The following is a 20,473-nucleotide window of genomic DNA, read 5'->3' as shown; positions in this document are numbered from 1 at the left end:
CTCTTGGGGCCATAGGGCATGGATTAAGGTACGGAGAGAAGCAGCGTGAGCCGCTGGGCAGCCCGCTGGACCATGTGTGCGAGAGCTTCGACGTCCAGATCGGGCAGTCGTAGCCTTGACACTGTCGCTGTGATGGAGCCAGCAATAGCGCCGTTGATGAAGTAGGGGGCACTGACGCCGAAGGCGTCCGGGATGCGCTCACCGTTGCCGGTCGCCCACCCGCGCTCTCGGATGGACTGGAGGTCGTTCGAAAGGGCGTCACGGTTTGTTTGGGTGCGTTCTGTGAGGGGTTCCAGCGCGAGTTTGTCCAGTTCGCCCGGCGGGCAGTGGGCGAGGATGGCTTTGCCGCCGGCGCCGGCGTAGAGGGGAATGGCAACGCCTGATGCAAGCCCGTAGTGCAGCGGCCGGACACCGTCTATCACCGTCGTCATCACAGCGTGTTTGGTGTCGGTGTGAAATTGGATCAGCCCGATGGTCTCACCGGATTCTTGGGCAAGGTCACGGAGGATCGGTTGTGCCGCAGAGGGGATATCGGCTGTGGGACCTAGACGGGCGGCCCAGTGGAACAGGCGCGGACCAGGATGCAGGGTGTCCGCTTGGGCCAAAGCCAAGCCAGTGACGACCGCGGTGGAGACCAGGCGGTTAGTGGTGGCTATGTTGGCCCCGATACGGCGCGCCAGTGCGGCTCCCATGGTGATCCCGGACGGTTCGGCGACCAGTGCCGTCACGAGCTTGATGATGCGCACCAAGGCGGTGGAGCCGGCAGGGTTCCCGATGGGGTCCGGATCCTCCGGCGACGGGGGTAATGCGCATTTGGCTTCTATTGCATGCGCCGCGTCCTGGACCATCGGTCCGAAGCGGACCAGGTCTTCATCGCTGGTGAGGAAGCGCGGACGCGTGATCGAAACAGACCCGGTCAGTCCCCCGCAGTAAAAGGATGCGGCGACGCCGGCAGCCAGTGGGAACTGCTGTCCCACGCTGATCGTATATCCGGCCTTTCTATCCTCTTGGAGCAGCTTCTCCAGCTCCGCGCGATCAATGACGGTGTCGGGGGTCGCGGCCTCGAGTGGGCGGTCGCCCAGGGCATCGATTCCAAGCCGGCCCAAGATTGCACGGCCTGTCGCTCCAGCGTGCAGGGGCAAAACCGTCCCGGGTTCGAGGAGATACTTGATGGGCCCAGGCCGGCGCCGGCAGGCGACGACGACGACACCGGGTCGGGGTGCGTCGTGAACTGCGATGAGGACCGTGGCATCCGATTGTTCGCCCAGGTGTTCGATGATGGCCTCAGCGTCGCGCAGCAGCGGGTGGCGTGCGTGAAGCGCAGCACCCAGAACACGTAGCCGCGGTCCGACCTGATAGTTCCCGTTGCCGGTGACGGCGGCCAGCCCGTGTTCTTCCAGACCCAGCAGGATGCGGTTTACCGTGCTGCGGCTGGCGCCCAGGGCATGAGCGAGTTCCCGTACGCCGGTCGCCTCTGCGCGGGTCACCAGGGCGTGCAGGACATCAACAATGCGCTCGTTCCCTGCTACTGCGCTCTCGCTCACTACTGTTCCACCACTCTCTTGATATTCCGGTTAAAGGCCCGGACTGCTTTCACCACGCTACCGTCCGCACACCACAAGCCATGAGGACCAGGACATACCTTTACCGCAACGCCCCACTTGACAGAGACCATGGTGCACATCACACTTAACTTATATTCTAGGACACTGTCCCACTTTTTATTAGGAGCAAGGATGCCCCAAGTTAGTCAGACCGTTCCCCCGTTGGCGGATGCCGTCCATCTGAAAAAGGCGAAGAAGGCTACCGGTGTTGCCGCGTTCGGTACTTTTATCGAGTACTACGACTTCAGTGTTTTCGGCTATGTCGCCGCGACGATAGCTGTGGTGTTTTTCCCCGCCGGTGATCCGGTGGCGGGGCTGCTGAACACTTTCCTGGTTTTCGGTACGGCGTTCCTGGTCCGTCCTCTGGGGGCGATTTTCTTCGGGCGCATCGGTGACCGCTACGGCCGGCGCGCCAGCCTCATCGGCTCGGTCATCCTGATGAGCGGCGCTGCGGGCCTTACCTCGCTGCTGCCCACATATGCGCAGATCGGCATCTGGGCGCCCATCCTGCTGGGCTTGCTGCGGATGCTGCAGGGCCTCTCCGCCGGTGGTGAAATCGGCGGTGCCGCGACCTACATCCGCGAATGGTCCCCTGTGGAGCGCCGGAACCTCTACATCTCCTTCATTCCCAGCGTCGGCGTGCTGGGCAAGGCCGGCGCGGCAGGAATTGCTGCACTGGCTGCGACCCTGGTGCCCGCAGCGGAAATGGAATCCTGGGGCTGGCGGATCCCGTTCCTCCTCGCGATCCCGCTGGGCATCCTCTGCCTGGTCATGCGCCTGAAAATTGAGGACAGCCCGGAGTTCACCCAGAGCGCGAACAAAGGACAGACGACCCGCGCCCCGATCGTTGAACTGTTCCGCAACCACCGCTCACGCCTGACCAAGGTCTTCTTCATCGCCCTCGTGCAGAACATCGGCACCTACATCGGCACCGTCTACGTCGCCGTCTACTTCAGCACGGTCCTGGACTTCACCAAGGCCGAGGCTGCAACCATCGTCCTTATCGCCGTCACCGCCGCCGCGCTGCTGATCCCCCTGGCCGGTCAACTGGGTAGCCGCATCGGCAGCAAGCGACTGCTGACCGCCTCCTACATCGCCTACATCGCGCTCACGTTCCCCTCGTTCATGCTCATGAACGCCGGCTCCTTGGCACTGGCGATCTTCGGCCTGCTCCTTGGCATGGTGCCCTACGCCCTCTGCCAGGCAGGCACTTACGCAGCCATGCCCGAGTTCTTCCCCGTGGAAGTCCGCCACAGCGGGGTCGCGTTCGGCCACAGCGTCGGGGCCGTGCTCGGCGGAGCCGGCGCCCCCTACGTCGCTACCTGGCTCATCGGCAACACCGGCAACACCATGATCCCCGCCTACATGCTGATGATCTTCGGCGCCCTGGGCCTGGCCGTGCTGCTGGGCACGGTACGCAACAACACCCTCACCGCCGCTTCCCATCTCTACCGCTAGGAACACCATGCCGACCTTCTACGTCTCCGACGAGATCCACACCGACGTACTGGCAGAACTGCACACCCTGGGCCAGGTGCATCTGGGCTACGGCCCGGACGCCGTCCGCTACGAAGACGTCAGCACCGGTATCGACGCCGTCCTGCTCCGGGCCGAACGTTTCGACCGGGAAAAAATCGACGCCTCCCCACGGCTGCGCATCATCGCCCGCCACGGAGTAGGAACCGACAACGTCGACATCGGCGCGGCCACCGACACCGGTGTCTGGGTGACCACCACCCCGGGCAGCAACAGCCGCGCCGTCGCCGAGCACGTCTTCGCCCTCCTGCTCTCACTGGCAAGGAAAGTGCCCTACGGGACTGCCCAGACCACCGCCGGGCACTGGGCCGCGGCCAAACCCCACATGAACGGCTTTGAACTGCACGGCCGCACCCTGGGACTGCTCGGCTTCGGCAACATCTCCCGCATGGTCGCCACGATCGCCCAGGGCTTCGGCATGCACGTCCTGGTTCATGATCCCTTCGTGCAGGATTCCGCCATCCAGGCTGCCGGTGCTGCCCCGGCTACACTCAATGAGGTTATTGCCGGCTCGGACGTCCTCAGCCTGCACATGCCGCTGACCGAGCAGACGGCCGGAATCATCAACGCTGACGCCCTGGCCAGGATGAAGCCCGGGTCGGTGCTGATCAACACCTCCCGCGGCGGCCTCATCGACGAACCTGCCCTGGCCCAGGCGCTGCAGAACGGGCACCTGGGCGGGGCAGGACTCGATGTCCTTGAAGGAGAGTCCGTGGATATGAAAGACCCCGTAGCGCACTCCAAGATCCAGATCGCAGACGTGCCGAACCTGATCGTGACACCGCACGTCGCCGGGCAAAGCGAAGAGGCCTTCCTGGCTGCCGGAACCGGCGCCCTGCAGGCCATCCAGCAGGCCCTTGCCGGCCAGCGGCCGGACCACGCAGTAAACAGCATCACCGCTCCCGCCCCCGCATAGCCAGCGGAACAAACCCCGTAACGGCTACCGGACCGCCGCCCCTGCCGGCAGCAACACAAGCCGCCACCTGCAGGTGTGATGAAGCGGCACAAATACACCCTACGAGCCTCTGAAAGACACCATGTTTATCGATGCAGCAACTACTTCACTCACCGTCGGCCACCGTCCCACCAACTCCGTCAGGGAGTTCGTTGAGGGCCTGAAGCAGTACCCCACAGCCAATGTCGGTGACGCCATGGACCGGCTTAGCCTCATGGACACAGGCATCGCATCACAATGGGCCACCGGCCGGTGCGTCGGCCCGGCACTGACAGTACTGACCCGTGAAGGCGACAACCTCGCCATCCACCGCGCCCTTGATGACGCCGAGCCCGGCGACATCCTGGTCATCAACGCGCTCGGAGGAACAACCCGGGCCGTATTCGGTGACCTGCTGGCTGAAATCTGTCTCGCCGCCGGCATCGCCGGCGTCGTCATCGACGGACTAACCCGGGACCGTGCAGCCATCAAGGAACTCGGCCTGCCCGTCTGGGCCCGCGGCGTCTCGCCCGCCGGTCCCGCGAAATATGGGCCGGGAGCCGTCTCAGTACCCGTGGCCTGCGGCGGCACCGTCATCAACCCCGGCGACCTCATCACCGCCGACGACGACGGCGTCGCCGTCATACCCGCTCAGCGCGCCGAAAGCGTGCTTCGCAGACTCGCGGACATCGACAAATACGAAGAAGACCTCCGCACAAGGATCAGAAACTCCACCACGGCAACTGCCGCTGGAGCCGTCAAGCACCTGGCAAGCAGCAGCTAAGACCAGGCACAGGACGCCTGCGGCAAGTCACCATCAATGCCACGCCGGACGGGCAAACGGTGACTACGCACGCCCGCAGCTGTCAGCTACTGATTCACGCAGCCCTCGTGTCCCAGGGGACATGAAACGCCGCCGGCCCCTGCCGGCGCCACCCGTCCGCCGTTGCCAACCTCGAGCCCTGATGGCGTCCCAATGTCCTCCGGCGCCACTTCCGCGACTACCCGAGAGAACGAGAGATGATCAAGTACCGCCATGACGAATGGAACCGGCTCGTCGGTGCCCCGGTTGAGATCCGAAAAGACGGCAACGTCATCAGATCCGGCAGAGTCGACGCGGCGATGCCCGACTCTTCCGTGATCTGGCTGGCGCCTGACGAGTGGGCACCCAGGGCTCTCTTTGAGGCCGCGCTAGGCTTCGAAGTGTGGGTCGAACCCCGGCGACTTGAAGGAAAGCTTTCCTACCGCATGGCCGCCGCCGCCCTTCATCACGTGGATAAACCGCCCGGTCCGGTATCCTCAACCAACTAAAGATCCGCATTCAAGGAGAAGAATGATGGACACGAAAGGAAAAGTGGTCGTCGGCATCGATGGTTCGGAATCTTCGATACAGGCCCTGCGGCTTGCTGCCAGGTTAGCGCCCGCACTTGAAGCCGGAATCCATGCCGTAGCCGTCTGGGAACTCCCGCCCGTGTACGCCGATGAAACTGGTTACGTACCACCGGACTACGACGCGAACGAAGCGATCGAAGCGGCTGAAGCGGCTGAAGCCAAAATCCTGGCCGAGACCGTCACCAAGGCCTTGGGGCCGGACGTACCCAGGAATCTCAGCCAGGAACTGATCCGTGGCCCGGCACGGGACAAACTGGTGGAAGCCGGCGCCGGCGCCGCGATGCTGGTGGTTGGGCGGCGCGGTCACGGAGGCTTCCTGGGCATGCATCTCGGATCCGTAAGCTCAGCCTGCGTTTCCCACGCTGACTGCCCCGTGCTCGTGGTGCGATCGGACAGGGAGGTGCACGCCGAGGGCAGCCCCCGTACGCATCATCTCTGGAAGGGCTCCAAGACAAAGGGCCAGGACCCGTCCAAGGCATAACTCCCACGCCTTGTGCCTCCAACGGAACCGCCACCCCCAATTCCTGTGGATGGCGGTTACTAATACACATGATCAACCAACCGCTGATCTCAGGCTGAAGCCCACCCACTCTGACATCGACCAATCCAAGTATCTTGACCTGCTCCAATAAAGGCCATAGAACTCAATCTGACAGGTTGAGGGTTTGGAGGCTCTGGTGGCTGGACAGCGGATCGGGTACGTACGCGTAAGCACCCTGGACCAGAATGAGAACCGTCAGCTCGAGGGCCGGGTTCTGGACCGGGTCTTCACCGACAAAGCCTCGGGCAGGGACACCTCCAGACCGCAACTGACGGAGCTGCTGCGGTTCGCCCACGACGGGGACACCGTCGTAGTGCACAGCATGGACCGACTCGCCCGCAACCTCGATGACCTGAGAGCCCTGGTCCAGGGCCTCACGCGCAAAGGCGTGCGCGTGGAGTTCGTCAAGGAACAGCTGGTCTTCACTGGCGAGGACTCCCCCATGGCCAACCTCATGCTCTCCGTCATGGGGGCATTCGCCGAATTCGAACGCTCCCTCATCCGGGAACGGCAGCGCGAAGGCATCGCCCTGGCCCAGCAGCGCGGCGCCTACAAAGGTCGGAAAAAGACTCTCACACCGCAACGGGCGGCCGAGCTGGTACAGCGGGCGGCCAGTGGAACTCCGAAGTCCGTCCTCGCCAGCGACTACGGCATCAGCCGGGAAACGGTCTACCAGTACCTTCGCCAAGGCAAACTTTCCTAGATCCTTCCCCCCTGCCGACCCGGCCGGCTAGCCATAGTTGCAAAAGGCGCAGGTTGACGGAATCACCATTATCGGCGTTCACGCGGGGGAGTACCTGCAAAAAGGGGCTTTTTCCTGCCATCATTTGTGGTTTTCTCCCCCAAGCTCAGGTCTGGCGTTCATTGCGAAGCGCAGTTAGTTACAGCCAGAAGAGTTTCCCGTATCCGGTTACCGCTCGCGCCGGTGCAAGAGCCAGGACCCGTCCATATCCGGCTCCGGCCGTGACCATCTCACCCTTGGCGGACGATGTCTATCAAATTGTTGGCTGCCCGGCGTTCGCAGGTTTTTCACTGAACACTTCGGTGGCTGAGTCTTCAGCCGTGGACCTTCTTGACGTGCAATCTGCGTCGCCGAGCTGGGGATTGGCCCGTTACCAAGCGGACACGGCGCCAGGGTCTATGGGGACGGTTGCTGGTGGGGTCGGGAGGAGTCGGAGCCGAGGCCACCACGGAGGATCCCTTCCTGCGGCGCCGCAGCTTCAGAAGTATGAATGCCGTTAAACCTATCCAAGCCAATGCCGCACCGAATACCAAGATCAACGCTGGGATCGTGTCCATGACTGAGTGTAGGCCTCGGAACAACTGCGCGCCTTACCTTTTTTGGGACGGGACTGTTTCCTTTTCCATGACGGGGCGTTCCTGGTGGACACCCTCGTCATGCAACGCTGGACAGCTCGGACAAGTGCGTGGCCCTGGCTCATGGACGTTCGTCCAGTTAGGGGACACCCCCAACTTGACGTACATCTAAAAGCTGCCGCGCTGTTCTTCGAGCCTGTTTGTATGTGTGCGGCAAGGCTAGTCCAGCACGCCGACAACGGCGCTCCGAAACGTCGTCCTTGCCGGCGGTTACGGAAGTAGCCAGCAAACGGTCTACCAGTACCTACGTCCAGGCCAAGCTGGAGTACGCGGGCGTGAACGCGCGTGCCAGATTCATCGTCGTTGCTTCCTTTTAGTGCCGCGTGATTAGTGCGAAAATGGGGAACAAAATGTCTGAGCACATGCTGGGCGGAACACTCCATAGGAGGGCTAATGGATGAAAAGAATGGACCCCAGCCGTCCCACATAGGGTCAATGAATGAAAAGAAAAGACCTGATCCGTCCAAGATAGAGATGGAACAGGTGCGCGGAGGCGGTTCGGTCCAGAGCGGGGAGTCCGACGCCGTGCCGCATGGGCTCCGTCCTGAGCCCACTTGGCTGGACGAGGACTTCGGCGAAGATGCCAGAAGCTAGTCTCTCGCCCAACCATGTTCGACCAGGTACGAAGGCTCAAGGCGGCGCGTTTCCTGTCGCGTCGTGGCAGTGCCAGCGTGCCTAACGACGATGCTGAAACGGCAGTGGGCGGCCGTCTTTTCTATGAGTTTGTATCGCAGGAACTCAAGAATGAGCGGGAGCGCCGCGCAGCCTTGGACAGCCGGTCGGTCACTGTCATTACAAGTTCAGGCTCCTTCGTAACGCTTAGCTTTGCCCTGATAGCGGTTGTCACCAAGATGACTGATTATCGGCCCTCGCAGCTCACCATCATTTTGCTTGGGTTGGCTACCCTCGCCCTGTGCTCGGCCGCGCTTTTCGCGCTACTGGCTAACCGATTGGTTTTTTACGTCGTAGTCACCCCGGAACAGCTCATTTCGTGGACTCGCGACGAATTCTGGCTAGATGAAGAGGACAATGCCAGGTGGCAATTAACTCATGCCAATAGCCGCACGATCAAAAGTCTGCGCCAAGGAAACGCAGTGAAGGCAAATAGACTCTTGTACGCTCTATGGGCCCAACTTCTAGCTTTCGGCCTACTGTCGGCGTCGATCGTCGTCGTACTCGTGGAGCAGTTGTAAGTTTCTTCACCGTTACTAAAGACGGAGGGAACAATGCATCAGAATCCGGAGAAGGATGTTTCGGTAGGAGAAGTTACGCGCCTAGCCATTCCAGTCTTTGTTGGTTTACGACGCAAAATGACAGAAGCAGAGACGCTTCAGCGCACGGGGCAGGCGCAACGCGCCTTCAGTCTAGTGAACGAGGTCATAGACGATGTTGGGCGTCTCTTCGACCGTGCGGCAGAAAGGCGCAACCGAGCCGGAGATCAAGAACTCGAGGCCGCAAAGGACATGGTGGCCACCATGATCGGGCCGACCCTGTTGGCTTTGGGGCGATATGCGGAGGCGCTGCCCTTGCTGGATCGGGCCGGGCGCACTGCACGTGCGACATCCGCAGCGTCCGGGGATGCGAAGGCAGTGCTCAAACTGGCTCTAATGAGCAGCCTTGCGCATGAAGCGCTGGGTGACTTCTCAGCAGGTGCTAGTTCCTTAAATGCGGCCCTTAGCTACTTCTGCGATGCGCGGGACGACGCACAGAAAAAGGTCGGACGGCTTATCTGGAAACGAATGGCGGGCCGGCTCTTTGCAGGTGACTCCGAGCTCGCTGGAGCGGTACTTCAACTTGCACGTCTGCAACAGCAAGGCGGTGACAATGAGGGGGCGCGAAACTCAATTGACTGGCTATATTCGATGCTCCCTGCTTTGCGGCCCGCCCAACGACAATATTTTTCGGCGATAGGCGCCGGCGTCCAGGCCGCAATACTGTTATCCGGTGGCGCGGCGACGCAGGCGGAGCCCCTTTACAGGACGGCCATGAGCTACTGGTCCTCCGTCGTCGGCACTGGTCCCTCCAAGGACTTGGCTGAGGCGACCCTCGCTACAGCGAATTGCTTGGCTGATCTTCACCGCTGGAATGAGGCGGAAGAGCTCGCAATGCTTGGGTTGACTCAATTGCGGGCCGCGCTTGGGTCACAGCATCCTAAAGTTGCGGATGCTGCTTTCCTGGCAGCACGGTGCGTTGCAGCTCAAGGTCGAGAGGAGCTCGCTTTGGAAACCCTCCTGACAGCAACTGAGGACGTCAACCTAGCACTCATCGACATCCTGCCGGTTCTGTCCGAACGTCAGAGGCTTATCTACTTGGCGCAGGCGAGGATTCACCTTGAGGCTCTGGTCTCTCTGCAGTCGCTGTTAGGTTGGAGCAGCGAGTCGTCCAGACGCATATATGAGCTTGTCCTTCGGCGAAAGGGCATAGCTTTAGACATTGCGATGCGTGAGCATCATTTCCTGCTTACACGGAAACATCCCGATATGCATGATCGCCTTGAAAAGCTGGGGCAACTCCGGCTTTGGACGGCCCAGCTCTTGTTGTCAGGAGCCCATTCAGAGCAGTCAGAGCAGTCAGAGCAGCACTTGCTTTTGGCGTCCTGGGAGCGTGAGATCGGCGAGCTTGAAGCGGACTTGGGTCGATATGTTTCGCAAGCAGTCGGACACAGATCTCCTGACCTGCCGGACCTAATCTCCGCTATTCCCAGCAACGCTGCGCTGATTGAATTTATAGGATTTGGTGTGAGCGAGCTGCAAGGGAATCCCGCGGACGGCCGCCGTTACATTGGGTTTGTCTTGCGGCCGAGCGCAGAGGAAGTGGCAGTAGTAGAGCTGGGCTCCGCAGCCCCCTGAACAAGGCGGTGCAAAGTCTCCGCGCAGCAATGAACCACACGTCCGGGACAACTGATCAGTCACTGACATCGGCGCTAACGGTCTTATCCGAGCAATTGCTGCAGCCGCTCCTGGATGCTGTTGGTAAGGCGAGTCACTTGCTTCTGGCACCTGATGGCCACTTACACAACCTGTCTTTTGAAATTGTCCCGGACGTAAACGGTGTCCAGCTGGTGTCTTCCCATGACGTGTCTTACCTTTCAACGGCTCGAGATCTGATCGACGTCTCGCGCGATACGTCGGTCCAGGCAGCACTACCCCTTGTGGTGGGTGCGCCAGCCTTTAACTTGGGGACCGAAAGTGGAGGCTCGCGGGATCGTAGAACAGACCAGGTCTTTCAGAATTTGCCAGGCACGGAAAGGGAAGTGACGGCCGTCGCGCAGCGCCTAGGCATTAACCCAATTACTGGTTCCGAAGCAGTGAAAGAGGTGGTTCTCAACGCCAAACATCCCAAAATACTTCACTTGGCGACGCACGGATGCTTCTTAAGCACTGCTGGTTGGAGGAGCAACGGAACGGAAGCACGCGTAGTGCAAGCGAGGTGGACCATGACGGATTGTGTTTTGGCGTTCGCGGGGGCGGAGACGTATGCAAGTGGCGGTAATCCTCCGACACGGGCAGGCAATGGCTTTCTCTCGGCTCAAGAGATGTTGGCCTTGGATCTCTCAGGAACAGAACTTGTAACCCTGTCAGCATGCGGCAGCGGACTGGGCGCGGTCGTATCAGGGGAAGGAGTATTTGGCTTGCGGCGGGCCTTGATGCTAGCTGGTGCACGTTCACTCGTTGTCAGTCTGTGGAACGTTCCGGACCAATTAACGGCATCTCTCATGGACGATTTCTACAATCAATTGCTGCTTGGACGCTCGCGGTTGGACGCGCTTCGCAGAGCCCAACAAGCGGCAAGACTTCGAAACCCCGACCCGAGTACGTGGGCAGGCTTCATTCTCCTCGGCAAGGTCGGACCGCTCGATAGGACTCGCTCGGGTAGCGATTCACCATCCCTAGGCTGGCCGCTTCAGTAGGCTCTTTCTATCCATAGAGGATCCCCTAGCGAGATCGGCACCTCGACCACTATCAAGTTGACGCACACCCCAGCCTGACAGAATTCATGTGTTGATGGTCGTTAGAGCCAGGCCCGAATTCGCCCGGACGCCCCTGGGAGTGGGGCACCGGTGGCCGGACAACGTCCTTGCGCCAGGCAAAGTCGGCCTAGAGTCCTGCCAAGTCCTCATATGGCCATAGCCGGTGTGAATTCAGGGCTGCCTGCATCATCCTTTGGTGGGTTCTGGATCAGGTTCCCATTCCCAGGTGTGCTCCGCCTGCAACATCGAGGGATACGCCAGTGATGTAGCGGTTGTCCGGGTCGGCAAGGAAAAGGATGGCGCGGGCGACTTCGTCTGGTTCGGCGAACCGGCGCATGGGAAGTTGCGCGGCGCGCTTGGCCCGGTTTGCCGCTGCATCGGGGCCCGAGTCCTTTGCGAATTGTGCCCACATGGGAGTGTTTACCGGGCCGGGTGCGATGGCGTTGACCGAGATGCCGTTGGGGCCGAGCAGCTCGGCGAAGGACCACATGATGTGAAGTACTGCGAGTTTGCTTGCGTTGTAGGGCAGGTAATTGAGGCGGGCTTCTTTGGCTGCAACGGAGGAGAGGATCACGATGGCACCTGGAGTTCCGGTGCCAATCATTGATTGCGCGGTTTCCCGGACCATAGAGAACGTGCCGGAGCCGTTGATCCGCATGATGGAGTCAAATTCTTCGGTCGTTGTTTTCATGATGTCCGGCGTGGGGCCAAGGACCCCAGCTGCGTGGACGAGGGCGTCGATTCGCCCGTACTTCGCTGTGGTGTCGCGGACGACTGTGGCGCACTGTTCTTCGGAGGTGATGTCGAGCGGGAAGAAGCCGGCCAATTCCTGGCCCTCCTTCGGGGCGCGGTCGGCACCTATGACGAGGGCCCCTTCGGCTGTGAGTGCGTCGACGACTGCATCGCCGATTCCACCGCTTGATCCGGTTACCAGAACGACCTGGTCTTTGAGGCTCATTTGGTGATGCCGTTCGCCGGCTGGCTGATGCACTGTTCGCTGGGGGTTGGGTTGTGGGTGGCTCGTTTCATCGTCAGAGGTCCTTACTTGGGGTGTTTGTTCTGAGGTGTGGCTGCTTGCCGTCTTGACTGCTGTCATGAGCCGCTCCCGGGGACCGGCGGGCTGTCAAAGCTCGGTTGGGTGCCCTCCGCGGCCAGGGGCAAACACGGCACCTTTTCTGTCTAGCTGTTGCCGCTCGTGGCGTGGCTTGCCCATTGCCGGCCGGCTTGTTCTTCTGTGGGCAGTCCGGAGGCGGCGAGGATCCGGTCGAGCAACCGCTGGGTATGGACGGCTTCGCGACCGGAGGTGAGCGGCTGTTCCCGGTCAGCGACCCTGTCCAGGAAGTGGTGGACGGCGGCGGAGAATCCGAGTGTGTCTGTCGCTGTTGCCCAGCCGTACGCCTCAGAGCTGAGCTCCCGTGAGGTGGTGACTCCCTGGACAGTGGTCGAGACGGTTTCCGGTGCCCTGACTTCCACGGTCTTGCCGTCGCCGTAAGCGTCGAGTTTTTCGTTCCAGGCACCTGCTGTTCTGGCTGCCATGAGCACTCCGGTGTTGCCGGTGCTGAAACGGATTATGGCTGCGGTGCCGTCTTCCTCCCAGGGATCGTTACCGGCTGCGTGTGCGGCCACGTCCACGGGTTCGCCGCCGCAGTACCAGCGGAGCAGATCGACCATGTGAATGGCGTTCTCGAACGTTGCGCGGTATTCCGATCCGGGGCGGTTCTTTTGCGCGACGCAGAAGGTAGCGCCTTTCGTGCCGAACAGCTCACGGCCGGCGGTGTAGACGGGTGCATAGCGGCGGTTGAAGTCGACCATCAGGATGCGGCCGCGCTCGTCGGCGAGGTCCGCCAAGCGTTCTGCCTCCTCGGTGGCCGGGGCCAGGGGCTTTTCGCAGAACACGTCGACGTCATTGTTAAGGCACAGCTGGACCGCGTGGGCGTGCTCGGACCGGGGGGTGAGGACGAAAACGGCGTCCAGATCCTGCGCATCCAGCATGTCCTCCACTGACCGGTAGGCGGCGCCGAAGCCCCAGCGTCGGACCAGGTTGCCCGGGTCCTCGCGGCGGGATACCAGGGCTGCCAGCTCAACGTCATCGCGCTGGACGAGTGTGGGCAATTGGGCAATGGTAGCGATGTTTCCGGCGCCGATGACGCCGACGCGGAGGCGGTTGGTGTTCATCGGGCGTTCCTTACATGGGCGGGATCAGCGAGCATGGCGCGCAGGACGTCGGCTGATTCCCTGAATCCGTCCTCGGGCTTGGGAAGGTCTTGCCGGTGCCAGCGGTATTCAAGTTCGATGCTGAGCACGTCGTCGTAGCCGTGCTGCACCAGCCCGGAGAGAATTTGGGGCCAGGGAACGACGCCGCTTCCTACGACGCGGGACCGTACGGCCCGCTCGGAAGCGTTGACGCGCGCTGTTTCGGTGGCGCGGAAGGTGGCGTTGGGATCGGTGAAGACAAGGTCTTTTACGTGCACGTGGCCGATCAGGTCGCCTTGGACAGCGAGGGCCTGTTCGAACTTTTCGTCGTGGGTGAATGTCAGGTTCGCCTGGTCGTACAGAACGCGGATGGCCGGGTGCGCGACTTCTCGGACCAGGGCTGCAGTTTCGGCCGCGGACTGGGTCATGGTGCCGAAGTGGTTTTCAACGCAAAGCCGTACGCCTGCCTGTTCAGCTTCAGGTGCAAGGGTTTGCAACGCATCCACGAGCTTTGCCCACCGCCGGGCATGGTCGGAGTCCCCGGCATGCCAGGACCCGGCGTAGACACGGACCCGGTCAGCCCCGACAATATGCGCGGTTTCAATGGCACCCCGGAATTCATCGACCGCGCCGCGCCACTCCACGTCATCGAGGGAGTTAATGGCTGTCGTGTATGGCGTAAGGCCTACGATCGGCACGCCTTCACTGTCGGAAGCCTTCAACGCCTCCATCGCGGCGCGCCGGTCTCCCAGAGGCAACCCTGACAGGTAGTCGTCCTGGTAGATGACCTCCGCGGCGTCGAGGCCGGCGGCTTTGAAGAGCGCCAGTGCCTGCGGAACGGTGTGGTCCGGGGTTCCGAGTGTGTGACCTGCAAGCCGCATCATTGATTGTCCTTTCTGGAAGTGTTTGGAGCCGCTGCCCAGTCCGCAGGACCGACCAGCCGCGGTGGGGCTGCAACGCGGGACCGGTCGACGATCTCCATCAGCAGGCCCCAGGGGGTAAGGAAGTAGGTCCAGCGGTTGCCGGCTACGCGCGGGCTGTCGCCTGCGACTTCTTTGCGCTCACCCAGCACCCGTACCCCAGGTGTTTCCTGGAGCACGGCGATCGCTTCATCGACGTCGTCCACGACGAAGCACAGGTGGTGTCCGCCGGCATCACAATGCCGCGGCGGGGTTTCGCGCCGCTCAGCGCTGCTCCACTCGAAGAGTTCAATATTGAGGTTCGGGGGCAGGCGCAGCATGGCGAGCGTGAGCTTCGCATCTGCCGGGACGTCGAAGTTTGTGGGCATGAATTCTTCGTCGGGACCCCGCTCTGAGCGGTAAAGTTCCTCGGCCCCGAGCACGTCGACGAAGAACCGGATACCTTCCTCGAGGTTGGGGACGGTCAGGCCGACGTGGTCCGTGTGCTGGAGCCCCGGCAGCCGCCGCAGTGTTTCTGCCGGGGCGCCATTCATTCGCGCGGTCATTTGCGCGGTCCCGAGGTGGAGCCACGGACCAGAAGTTCAGGTTCGAGGACGATGTGGTCCACGGAGCCGTCGATGTTCTGCTTCTCAGCCAGTTCGATGGCGATGTGTCCCATGTCGGCGATGGGTTGCCGGATGGTCGTCAGGGGAGGGTTGAACCGGGCACCCAAAGCCAGACCGTCGAAACCGATGACCGACACGTCCTCCGGTACGCGCACGCCGCTTTGGCCGAGGGCGGAGATTACCGCAAATGCCACCATGTCATTTGCCGCGATGATGGCGGTCGGCGGCTTCTCCATCTCGAGGAAATGCTCTGCCCCGCGCGTGCCCGCATCCAGATCCGACCCGCTGTCCAGCACCACAGGTGCGCTGCCGCTCTCGGCGGACAGCTCCAGGTACGCGTCCATCCGGTCTTGGGCGGTGTGCGTTCCGGCGATGCCGGAAACATAGCCAATCGACGTGTGCCCCAGTGAATGCAGGTGGTCCAGCGCGAGCATGATTCCGCGGCGGCTGTCGACGGTGACCGTTGGGACCGCATCGTCGCCTTCCACCCGGTCGATCACGACCACCTTGTGGCCAAAATCGAAGCGTTTCAGCGCCTCGGTATCGACCTTCGTGGAGGGCGCGACGATACCGAAGGGGGCATACATGGCCTGCATGGCGATGAAGTATCCCTCAGTTTTGGCAGGGTCCCCATTGGTGACGCAGAGCAGCAGCTGGTAGCCCCGCTCGTCCGCCGCCTGCGTCATCGTCTTGGCAAGTTCTGCAAAGAACGGGTTGGTGATGTCAGGGACGATCAGCGGGATGAAGGTGCTGGTCTTTCGTCGAAGCGCCTGGGCGAGTGGACTCATGGTGTAGCCCAGCCCCTCGGCGACACGGAGGATGTGCTCGCGGGTTTCACTTTTCACCGCTTCCGGGCGGGAGAATGCCCGGGAGACCGTGGACCGGTGGACACCGGCGGCTTTCGCGACGACGTCGATACTCAGATCAGGCATGTTCTCTTCCTCCGTGCTGGTCGTCATAGGCCTGCCAAATGGGGCGCATGACGTCTTCGAGCTGGGCCAGCGTCGGCAGACCCTGGAATCCATCTTCCAGCGTCTGGGCGACACGCCGCACGAACGGATCGTAAAGAGGGTCGCTGTCCACGTCGATCGTGGCGGACTCGCTTGTCCCGTCCAGGGCGGTGAAGGTAGCAGAACCATCAGAGTCAACGGAGGCATATCCTGCCTCACCGACCGAGGTGTAGCTGCAGTAACGCTTCAACGGGGAGCCAGGGAAGGCGTATCCGACCTCCACGATGGCTTCCCGTCCCTCCGGCGTGGTGATGATGAGACTGGCGTGGTCCTCCACGTCTCCGCCGTGCAACGTTGACGAAAGCCGGGACTGCACACGAACCGTGGTTGCGTCACAGCCCTGCAGGAACAGGTCCACGAAGTGTGGACCCAGGTTCGCCAAGCACCCGCCGCCGGCCTTGGCGGGATCCAGCATCCACGGATTGCCGTTATCCAGATAGCGGGACGGCGGTCCGGCGATAAATGAGATCCGCTGATAGGTTGGCCGGCCGGCCTTGGCGAGCCACCGGTCGGTGGGACCGCCCCGCTGGATCAGTGGGACGGTGGCAGGGACGCCCGCTGCCTCGGCGGCTTTGCGCACCGCAGAAAGTTCGGCAAGGGACGTTCCCAGCGGCTTTTCCACCACGAACGGAATACCACGGTCGATCAGGGCAAGACACTTCTCCGCCATGCCATCGTGCGGGCCAAAAACGTAGGCAAGGCCAACATCGGGAAGGTCAATCAGCTTCCGCCAGTCAGCTTCCACCGGCGCTCCCCAGCCATCCGCCAGTCCCTGGACGAGGGACACGTCGTCGTCACTGACGCCGACGACCTGGTGCACTTCAGCGATGGCGTTTGCGTAGAGCGGAGTGTGCCAATGGGAAGCCCCAAGAATGATTGTGCGTTCGTGAGTCAACCGCAATACCCCCTTGTATGAGATCGGTTGCTGAGATCGGTTGCAATAACAGTATGGATGGTGGGAAAGTTTGTCAACGACACTTCAACAGCGGCCCAGGCAACATGGAGCATCAACACGCCTGGGTCCCAAGAAAGGCCATCATGTACAAGAAACTTCGCACTCTGCAGACCATCGACGAATCCGGCGCCGTCCTTATCGTCCGCCTCGACAACGCCGACGTGGCAGAACGCGTTGCGGAAGCTGCCATCGCCGGAGGCTTCCGCGCCCTTGAAATCACACTGTCGATCCCGGGCGCCGTCGAGGTTATCCGCCGGCTCTCGGCCAGGCATGGGGCCAATGGAGTAGCGGTCGGCGCCGGAACGGTGCTGGACGAGCACTCGGCCTATGAGTGCATCCGCGCCGGGGCTGAATTTTTGGTCAGTCCGCAGCTGAATCCGGCAATGATCCGGACAGCGAACCGGTACCAGATACCCACTATTAGCGGGGCCTACACACCCACTGAGCTTGTTAACTCCGCCGAGGCGGGCGCTGACATCCTCAAGCTCTTCCCCACCGAGGCCGGCGGCATCCCCTACGCCAAGTCCGTGCTCGCCCCGCTCGCGCACCTGCCGATCATGCCGGCAGGTGGCGTGACCGTAGAGAACGTCGGCGAGTGGTTCGCGGCGGGCGTAGCAGGTGTCGGCGTCGGCAGCTACGTGACAAAAGCATGGCAGCCGGACGGCGACTTTAGCCGCGTCACCAAAGCCGCCGAGGAGTTCCTGTCAGCAGTGGCAGAGGCCCGCCGATGACGGTCCCCAGCGTCTTTATTGTTATTGGCCCGGCCGGGTCCGGGAAAACGACGGTCGCGCAGAAGACAGCAAAAGAACATAACGCGGCATACCTGGACAAGGACCGCGTATGCGGCCGTTTCGTCGAGTTCGCGCTGAAGGCGACCGGACACGACCCCACGGACCGGGAGTCCAACGACTACTATCGCGACAACCTGATGCCCCTCGAGTACGAGACACTCATGGACGTCGCCGGGGCGAACCTGCGCCTGGGCCGGTCCGTCGTGCTCGATGCCCCTTTCGGAGGCTACTTCGACGAACCGGATTTTCTGACGCGCGCGGCAGAAAAGTTCGATTGGCCACCTTCTGAGACCACGGTGGTGCGGGTGAGGGTCCCCCAGGACCTTCTGCGGGACCGGCTAACCCGTCGCGGCCTGGAACGGGACCAGTGGAAACTTTCCCATTGGGATGAGTACTGGTCCGTCTACGGGAGTTTGGAATGCGCGTGGTCCGGCGTGCAGTACCTGGACTTCAACAACGAGACACCCCTTCCGGCGGAGGGGTGACGGCTCAACCGCCAGAGCAGCTCCTTTCGGCCAGTTCTACGCGGGCCGCTCTTACAGCCCGCAGCATGAATGGGCCACACCACCCCTAAATCGACCGATGCAGCACGTCTGCCTACAGTGCACAAAGCGGTTGCCCTCCCCCGGAGGCGGCAATGCCAGAACCTGCGACGCGGCTCACAAAAAGACGTTGACAAGTCTCTTTTGTCGCCCTTAGTGTTGTTGCAACCGATCTCTGCAACCGATCTCAGCAATCGATCTCAGCAATCGATCTTATTGGTCCCGTGAAAAGCCGGAGGACCGATTGCCTACGGTTCAATCCCTAACCCCTCCTCAGCAAACGTGAAAGTATGGAGAGTTCAATGAAGACCTCAAAAGATGCGCTCGACGGCTCGGGCCCTTCTGAATTTCCGGAAGTGCCGGAGCCGCCCCGGCGCTCCGTCAACATGGTGGCAGGCACGATCGGCCACTTTGTGGAGTGGTACGACTGGTATATCTACGGGCTGCTGGCAGCGGTGTTCGCGGGACAGATATTCCCGAGCGAGAACCCGTTCGCGTCCCTTGTCGCAGCGCTGCTCACCTACGCGGTCGGTTTCGTTGTACGCCCGCTCAGCGGAATCATCATTTCGCCGCTGGCCGACCGCTACGGCCGCCGGCTCATCCTGACGCTGTCCATCTCCGGGATGGCGCTCGGCTCTCTGATCATCGGTCTCACCCCTTCATTTGCGACGATCGGCTACGCAGCACCTGTTCTCTTTCTGGTTGCACGCATCCTCCAGGGAATCTCGGCCGGCACCGAGCAGCAGAGCGCCATCGCGTTCATGGTCGAACACGCTCCCGCGAACCGGAGGGGCCTGTTCGGCTCGTTCTCCAACATGGCCAGCGGCCTTGCTACCCTCGCAGCGACCGGTTCGGCCGCGATCGTGACATCATCCTTTGCTCCCGCCGAACTCGCAGCCTGGGGTTGGCGCATCCCCTTCGTTGTGGGCGGCGTCCTCGGCGTCGCCGGTCTCATCCTGCGGGCCCGCTCGGATGAGACCCCTGAGTTTGAGGCAGCTGCCCTCGTCGATCAAAAGTCCGCCTGGGCGCGCCTGAAGGACCTGCTCCGCGAACACCCGAAGGCTCTGCTCCAGGCAGCGGCACTCTCTGCCCCGGCCGTGGCCTACTACACCTGGGCCACCTTCCTCCCCACCTATGCCAAGCTGACCACCGGCCGGGACCTGTCCTCCACCCTGGCCGGAAGCGTTATCGGCCTGGCCTTGCTCGTTATCATCGTGCCGGTCTGCGGATACCTTTCGGACCGCCTCGGCCGACGCAAGGTCTTCCCCATCATCGGTGCCATCGGCATGATCGTGCTCTTCTACCCACTGCTTCTGCTGCTGAACCAGCCAGGCTTCTGGGTCTACGTTCTGGTGTCGGCATCCGGCTGGGTAGTTCTCGGTATTTGGCAGGCCGTTTACCCGACCATTCAGGCAGAGCTCTTTCCGGCCTCAGTCCGGGTAGCAGGCATCGGTTTCGCGCACCAGATCGTGATCGCCGTCTTCGGTGGCACCGCACCACTTATTGCCGCTGCATTCGTCGGCGCCGGACAGCCCATGTTCGTTGCGTACTACATGATCGCCATTGTCACCCTCTCCCTCATCGTCTACTTCACGCTCCCCGAGACCGGCAGCAAGGGCCCGCGTGCCACCGTCGCACCGGCAGACCCCGAAGTGCTGGAAGGCGAGCACCTGCTCTTCGAGACTCCACACGGCGGGACCCAGACGAACGGTTCCAAGGCGTAGACCTCCATCTCCTCCACAACACTGCACATGAGGAAAGCCCTCGACCCGCTCCGGTCGAGGGCTTCCCCCTTCCCGGCCGGGGCCGGCTGCAAGATGAGGCACACCTAAACCTGACATCAAACGATCAAAGTATCTTGACCTGCATCGAGCAGGTCATGTGAGTTTGCGCCCGCAGGCCCCGTTACGAGCTGAACGGGCGGTGTCGGTTTGAGCTCTGGGCGGCAGGCGGGCCAGACCACGTAGCTTAGCTTTGTCAGGGTGTTCGAGAAAGCATTGTTGTTATGTCAGGACATTAAACCTAAGCTAGGCGTCTAAAGCTATAGATCCGTTGGCATTTGAGGGTCTAAACCTTTAGAAACCAGCCTAACGACGCACGAAA

General features: G+C 61.8%; 20 protein-coding genes. 13 read left to right on the top strand and 7 right to left on the bottom strand.

The features are described 5' to 3' along the window. Positions 1-23: 23 nt before the first annotated feature. Entirely contained in the window at positions 24-1,544 is a 1,521-nt protein-coding gene (locus tag AC6CH3_RS02200; protein WP_498130900.1) for an IclR family transcriptional regulator, read from the bottom strand. Positions 1,545-1,736: 192 nt separating this feature from the next. Between AC6CH3_RS02200 and AC6CH3_RS02195 the strand changes: the two genes are divergently transcribed. The 10 genes from AC6CH3_RS02195 (at position 1,737) to AC6CH3_RS02150 (ending at position 11,294) form a co-directional block, all read left to right on the top strand. Continuing rightward, on the top strand, positions 1,737-3,062 hold the full coding sequence (locus tag AC6CH3_RS02195) for an MFS transporter (protein ID WP_498130899.1): 1,326 nt from the start codon (positions 1,737-1,739) through the stop codon (positions 3,060-3,062). 7 nt (positions 3,063-3,069) lie between these two features. Continuing rightward, on the top strand, positions 3,070-4,056 hold the full coding sequence (locus tag AC6CH3_RS02190; protein ID WP_498130898.1) for a hydroxyacid dehydrogenase: 987 nt from the start codon (positions 3,070-3,072) through the stop codon (positions 4,054-4,056). A gap of 121 nt (positions 4,057-4,177) precedes the next feature. Then, positions 4,178-4,858, top strand: a complete 681-nt coding sequence (locus tag AC6CH3_RS02185; protein ID WP_498130897.1) for an RraA family protein — start codon at positions 4,178-4,180, stop codon at positions 4,856-4,858. 236 nt (positions 4,859-5,094) lie between these two features. Next, positions 5,095-5,385, top strand: a complete 291-nt coding sequence (locus tag AC6CH3_RS02180; RefSeq protein ID WP_498130896.1) for a hypothetical protein — start codon at positions 5,095-5,097, stop codon at positions 5,383-5,385. Between the two features lie 25 nt (positions 5,386-5,410). After that, positions 5,411-5,947 (top strand): universal stress protein, encoded by a 537-nt coding sequence (locus AC6CH3_RS02175; protein WP_498130895.1) that lies wholly within the window; start codon positions 5,411-5,413, stop codon positions 5,945-5,947. Positions 5,948-6,143: 196 nt separating this feature from the next. Beyond that, positions 6,144-6,710 carry a recombinase family protein gene (locus tag AC6CH3_RS02170; protein ID WP_498130894.1) on the top strand — a complete coding sequence of 189 codons (567 nt, stop codon included), beginning with the start codon at positions 6,144-6,146 and terminating at the stop codon, positions 6,708-6,710. Between the two features lie 1,067 nt (positions 6,711-7,777). Beyond that, positions 7,778-7,978, top strand: a complete 201-nt coding sequence (locus AC6CH3_RS02165; protein WP_498130893.1) for a hypothetical protein — start codon at positions 7,778-7,780, stop codon at positions 7,976-7,978. Positions 7,979-7,992: 14 nt separating this feature from the next. After that, positions 7,993-8,577 (top strand): hypothetical protein, encoded by a 585-nt coding sequence (locus tag AC6CH3_RS02160; protein WP_498130892.1) that lies wholly within the window; start codon positions 7,993-7,995, stop codon positions 8,575-8,577. A gap of 33 nt (positions 8,578-8,610) precedes the next feature. Then, a complete protein-coding gene (locus AC6CH3_RS02155) occupies positions 8,611-10,233 on the top strand; it encodes a hypothetical protein (protein ID WP_498130891.1) in 1,623 nt (540 codons plus the stop codon). 29 nt (positions 10,234-10,262) lie between these two features. After that, positions 10,263-11,294, top strand: coding sequence for a CHAT domain-containing protein (locus tag AC6CH3_RS02150; protein ID WP_498130890.1), 1,032 nt, complete (start codon positions 10,263-10,265; stop codon positions 11,292-11,294). A gap of 268 nt (positions 11,295-11,562) precedes the next feature. Here AC6CH3_RS02150 and AC6CH3_RS02145 read toward each other — a convergent pair whose 3' ends face one another. From AC6CH3_RS02145 to AC6CH3_RS02120, 6 genes are all read right to left on the bottom strand, one after another. After that, positions 11,563-12,312, bottom strand: coding sequence for an SDR family NAD(P)-dependent oxidoreductase (locus tag AC6CH3_RS02145; RefSeq protein WP_498130889.1), 750 nt, complete (start codon positions 12,310-12,312; stop codon positions 11,563-11,565). Positions 12,313-12,533: 221 nt separating this feature from the next. Further along, positions 12,534-13,529, bottom strand: coding sequence for a Gfo/Idh/MocA family protein (locus tag AC6CH3_RS02140; protein WP_498130888.1), 996 nt, complete (start codon positions 13,527-13,529; stop codon positions 12,534-12,536). Next, the gene (locus AC6CH3_RS02135) at positions 13,526-14,431 is read right to left on the bottom strand and encodes a sugar phosphate isomerase/epimerase family protein (protein WP_498130887.1); all 906 of its coding nucleotides are present in this window, start codon (positions 14,429-14,431) and stop codon (positions 13,526-13,528) included. The genes AC6CH3_RS02140 and AC6CH3_RS02135 overlap by 4 nt, the downstream gene beginning before the upstream one ends. Further along, on the bottom strand, positions 14,428-15,012 hold the full coding sequence (locus AC6CH3_RS02130) for a VOC family protein (RefSeq protein ID WP_498130886.1): 585 nt from the start codon (positions 15,010-15,012) through the stop codon (positions 14,428-14,430). The genes AC6CH3_RS02135 and AC6CH3_RS02130 overlap by 4 nt, the downstream gene beginning before the upstream one ends. Beyond that, complete coding sequence (locus AC6CH3_RS02125; protein ID WP_498130885.1) at positions 15,009-16,004, bottom strand: LacI family DNA-binding transcriptional regulator; 996 nt, start codon at positions 16,002-16,004, stop codon at positions 15,009-15,011. The genes AC6CH3_RS02130 and AC6CH3_RS02125 overlap by 4 nt, the downstream gene beginning before the upstream one ends. Beyond that, positions 15,997-16,977, bottom strand: a complete 981-nt coding sequence (locus AC6CH3_RS02120) for a Gfo/Idh/MocA family protein (protein WP_498130884.1) — start codon at positions 16,975-16,977, stop codon at positions 15,997-15,999. The genes AC6CH3_RS02125 and AC6CH3_RS02120 overlap by 8 nt, the downstream gene beginning before the upstream one ends. Before the next feature lie 143 nt (positions 16,978-17,120). On the opposite strand from AC6CH3_RS02120, the gene AC6CH3_RS02115 reads away from it, so the two are divergent. The 3 genes from AC6CH3_RS02115 to AC6CH3_RS02105 all read left to right on the top strand — a co-directional run bounded on the left by AC6CH3_RS02115 (position 17,121) and on the right by AC6CH3_RS02105 (position 20,094). Beyond that, positions 17,121-17,768, top strand: coding sequence for a bifunctional 4-hydroxy-2-oxoglutarate aldolase/2-dehydro-3-deoxy-phosphogluconate aldolase (locus AC6CH3_RS02115; RefSeq protein ID WP_498130883.1), 648 nt, complete (start codon positions 17,121-17,123; stop codon positions 17,766-17,768). Then, the gene (locus tag AC6CH3_RS02110) at positions 17,765-18,313 is read left to right on the top strand and encodes a P-loop nucleotide/nucleoside kinase family protein (RefSeq protein WP_498130882.1); all 549 of its coding nucleotides are present in this window, start codon (positions 17,765-17,767) and stop codon (positions 18,311-18,313) included. The genes AC6CH3_RS02115 and AC6CH3_RS02110 overlap by 4 nt, the downstream gene beginning before the upstream one ends. Positions 18,314-18,672: 359 nt before the next feature. Continuing rightward, positions 18,673-20,094: an MFS transporter gene (locus AC6CH3_RS02105; protein ID WP_498130881.1), complete on the top strand. Its 1,422-nt coding sequence runs from the start codon at positions 18,673-18,675 to the stop codon at positions 20,092-20,094. Positions 20,095-20,473: the final 379 nt, after the last annotated feature.

This window comes from Arthrobacter sp. GQ119, assembly GCF_059759125.1.
This window is presented reverse-complemented; position numbering and strand designations above follow the sequence as displayed.